This is a genomic window from Microbacterium sp. CCH5-D1 (assembly GCF_001557335.1).
Taxonomy (GTDB): Bacteria; Actinomycetota; Actinomycetes; order Actinomycetales; family Microbacteriaceae; genus Microbacterium; species Microbacterium oxydans.
This window is the reverse complement of the sequence record NZ_LSJW01000118.1, coordinates 1-3198: the sequence shown is the minus strand read 5'-3', so window position 1 is coordinate 3198 and position 3198 is coordinate 1. Positions and strand designations below refer to the sequence as shown.

Genomic DNA, 3198 nt, shown 5'->3' with positions numbered 1-3198 from the left:
ACGAAGATCGCCTCGCCGTGCTTGCCGCCGAACTCGCGACCGGCGGGCGATGCCCCGGCCTGGAACAGCACCGGCGTCCCCTGCGGCGAGCGCGAGGTGTTGCCGTAGCCGTGCGAGCGGAAATAGGGACCGTCGTGCGCGATGCGGTGCACCTTGGACGGGTCGGCGAAGCGACCGGCCTTGTCGCGCTCCAGGGCGCCTTCCTCCCAGGCCTGCTCCCACAGCTTGTAGACGACCTGCATGAAGTCGTCGGCCATGAGGTAGCGCTCGTCGTGGCCGACCATCGGCACACCGAAGCCCTGCACCGCGGTGTCGGCCGTGCCCGTGGTGACCACGTTCCAGCCGATGCGTCCGCCCGAGAGGATGTCGAGCGTCGCCATGCGGCGGGCGAAGGAATAGGGCGGCTCGAGCAGCGTGGATCCGGTGGCGACGAGCCCCAGTCGCGTGGTCTCGGGGATGAGTGCGGCAAGGATGATCGCCGGGTCGAGCCGGGGCAGATCGAGGCCTTCGACGGAGCAGATGTCGGGGCGTTCACCCGCGACGTCGGCCCAGCCCCAGGCATCCGCGAGGAAAAGGAAGTCGAACCCGGCGTCCTCGACCATGCGCGCAGTGTCGCGCCAGTACTCGAGCTTGTCGAACAGGTAGCGCCCGTTGTCGGGGTGCCGCCAGGTCGCGGTACCGGAGTCGTTCGCCTGCGCGTTCTCGAAGAGGCCGAGACGCAGCGGTTTGACGGTGTTCTGATCGGTCATGTGCGGGTGCCTTCCTTGTGGGTGGTTCGGGTGGATCTGGGCTGTTCTCCGGGCACGCCGGAGGAACCCCGGGACGGGTGGGGGATCCCGTCCCGGGAGGCGGGTGCCGCGTCAGCCCTTGGCCGTGACCTCGCCGTCGCTCCACCAGAGCACGCGCTTGCGCACCAGGGCGAGGACGATGATGAGGAGCACGCCGAGCAGGCACAGCAGGGCGATGCTGGCCCAGGTGACGGGGAGGTTCGCCTGGGCGGCCGAGGTGGTGACGAGCGAGCCGAGGCCGGCCTGCTGCCCCGCCGCGACGAACTCGGCGACCGCGGCGCCGACCACGGCGAGCGGCAGGGCGATGCGGAGGCCGGCGAACACGTACGGCATGCTGCCGGGGAAGCGCAGTTCGCGGAAGATCTCCCACCGCGAGGCATGCAGCGTCTTGAACACGTCCATGGCCTTCTGGTCGACGTCGCGGAGCCCTGCGAGGGAGTTCACGAGCATCGGGAAGAACACCACGAGGCCGGTCACGATGAACTTCGGCACCATGCCGAAGCCGAACGCCACGACCAGCGCCGGGGCGATCGCGACGATGGGGGTCACCATCACGATGATCACGAGCGGCATGACCGCCCGCTCGATGATCTGGAACTCCGCCATCACCACAGCCAGGAGGAACCCGGCGAGGATGCCGGCGGAGGCACCGACCACGACCTCGAGCAGCGTGACGAGGAAGTTCGACCAGTACATGCCGGCGTCGTCGACGAGGCTGGTACCGATCGCCTCCAGCGTCGGGAGAACATACGGATTGGTCCAGGCCACCAGCTGCCACAGCAGCGCGGCGATCACGAAGGTGATCAGAGTGGGGCCCCACGATCCCCACCGCAGCCAGGAGGGAGCGCCGCGGCGGGGCTGGGCCTTCAGACGGGCGGTTGCGATCGTCGCGGTGGTGTCTCTCATCGTCAGCTCAGACATGGGCCTTCTCCGTCTGCGCGCGCAGCGCACCGCGCACGACTGCTTCCAGTTCGCGGAACTCGTCCGTCGCGTAGGCCTCCTCGGTACGCGGTCGCGGCAGGTTCACGTCGATCACCTGGGCGATGCGTCCCGGGTGCGCGGCCATGACCACGATGCGGTCGGAGAGCATGATCGCCTCCGGCACGGAGTGCGTGACGAACATCACGGCCTTGCGGTTCGACTGCCAGAAGTCCAGCAGAGCGATCCGCTGCAGGTCCCGGTTCATCTCGTCGAGGGCGGAGAACGGCTCGTCCATCAGCATGATCGCCGGGTCGAACACGAACGCCCTGGCGATCGCGGCGCGCTGCTGCATACCCCCGGAGAGCTGCCCCGGGTACTTCTTCAGCGCATGGCCGAGGCCGAAGGTCGACAGCAGCTCGGCCGGGTCGCGGAGCGCACGGTCGCCGTTGGCCCCGCGGTTGATCCGCACGGGGAGCTCGACGTTCTCGCGCACCGTCTTCCACGGCAGCAGCGCCGGAGACTGCGGCACGAGTCCGATCTTCTTGTCACGCGAGGCCGCCCTGACGCTCTCGCCGTCGATCGTGACGGTGCCGGAGTCGGCGTCAAGGAGCCCGGCGACCACCTTGAGCAGCGTGGACTTCCCGCAACCGCTGGGCCCGATCACCGAGACGAACTCGCCCATCCCGATCGTGAGACTCACGTCATCGAGCACGGTGACCTTCGCGCCGTCGACGCCGAAGGACTTCGAGACGTTCCTGACCTCGACGCCGGCGCCGTGTGCGACCGTCATCACTTCTCCTGCCAGATCAGGGTGTCACCGTCGTAGAGGTCGGCGACCAGGTCGGCGTCCATCATGTCGACGATCGCGGGCAGCTCCTTGACGTCGCCGTACTTCTTCACGAGGGCGTACTCGGGCTCCCACATGGACTCGTTCTGCACGCCAGGGTTGCCGCCGGCACTCTCGCGCACCCAGGCGGACTCCACCTCCCACGTGCGGGCGAGCTGCTCGCGCGGGAATGCGGCTCCCTGCCCGTTGTCCTCGGCCAGCTTCGCCAGCTTGTCGATGCACGCATCGGATTCGTCGAGGCAGTACTGGAGCGCCTTGAGGCTCGCGCGCATGAAGTCGGCGGCGACCTCGCGGTGCTCATCGAGGAACCGGGAGTTGACCTCCATCACGTTGTACGTGCCCTCGACGCCGAGGTCGGAGGGGAGGAACTCGCTGAACGGCAGGCCCTGTGCCTTGAGCGACTGGGGCTGGTTCGAGGCGTAGCCGACGATCGCGTCGACCTGCTCGCGCACCACGACGGTCGGGTCGTAGTTGGTCATCTTCACCATCTCGACCTTCGAGACGTCGACCCCGGCTTCGTCGAGCATGGCCGAGGCGATCGGTGTCAGGTTGATGAAGTACCCGAGCGATCCGCCCTCGAGGTCCTTGAGGCTCTCGAGCTTCTCGTTGCCGAAGATGGAGAACGGCGGGGTGGTGCCGTAG

General features: G+C 68.0%; 4 protein-coding genes. All 4 read right to left on the bottom strand.

The features are described from left to right. Positions 1–749, bottom strand: a 749-nt coding sequence (locus AX744_RS07665; RefSeq protein WP_157543549.1) for an LLM class flavin-dependent oxidoreductase, incomplete at its 3' end; no start/stop codon positions are given. A 111-nt stretch (positions 750–860) separates the two neighbouring features. Beyond that, positions 861–1709: an ABC transporter permease gene (locus AX744_RS07660; protein ID WP_061016140.1), complete on the bottom strand. Its 849-nt coding sequence runs from the start codon at positions 1707–1709 to the stop codon at positions 861–863. Beyond that, complete coding sequence (locus AX744_RS07655; RefSeq protein ID WP_017201539.1) at positions 1702–2499, bottom strand: ABC transporter ATP-binding protein; 798 nt, start codon at positions 2497–2499, stop codon at positions 1702–1704. The genes AX744_RS07660 and AX744_RS07655 overlap by 8 nt, the downstream gene beginning before the upstream one ends. After that, positions 2499–3198: ABC transporter substrate-binding protein (locus AX744_RS07650; RefSeq protein ID WP_197429181.1), on the bottom strand; the 700-nt coding region annotated here is incomplete at its 5' end. The genes AX744_RS07655 and AX744_RS07650, both read right to left, overlap by 1 nt.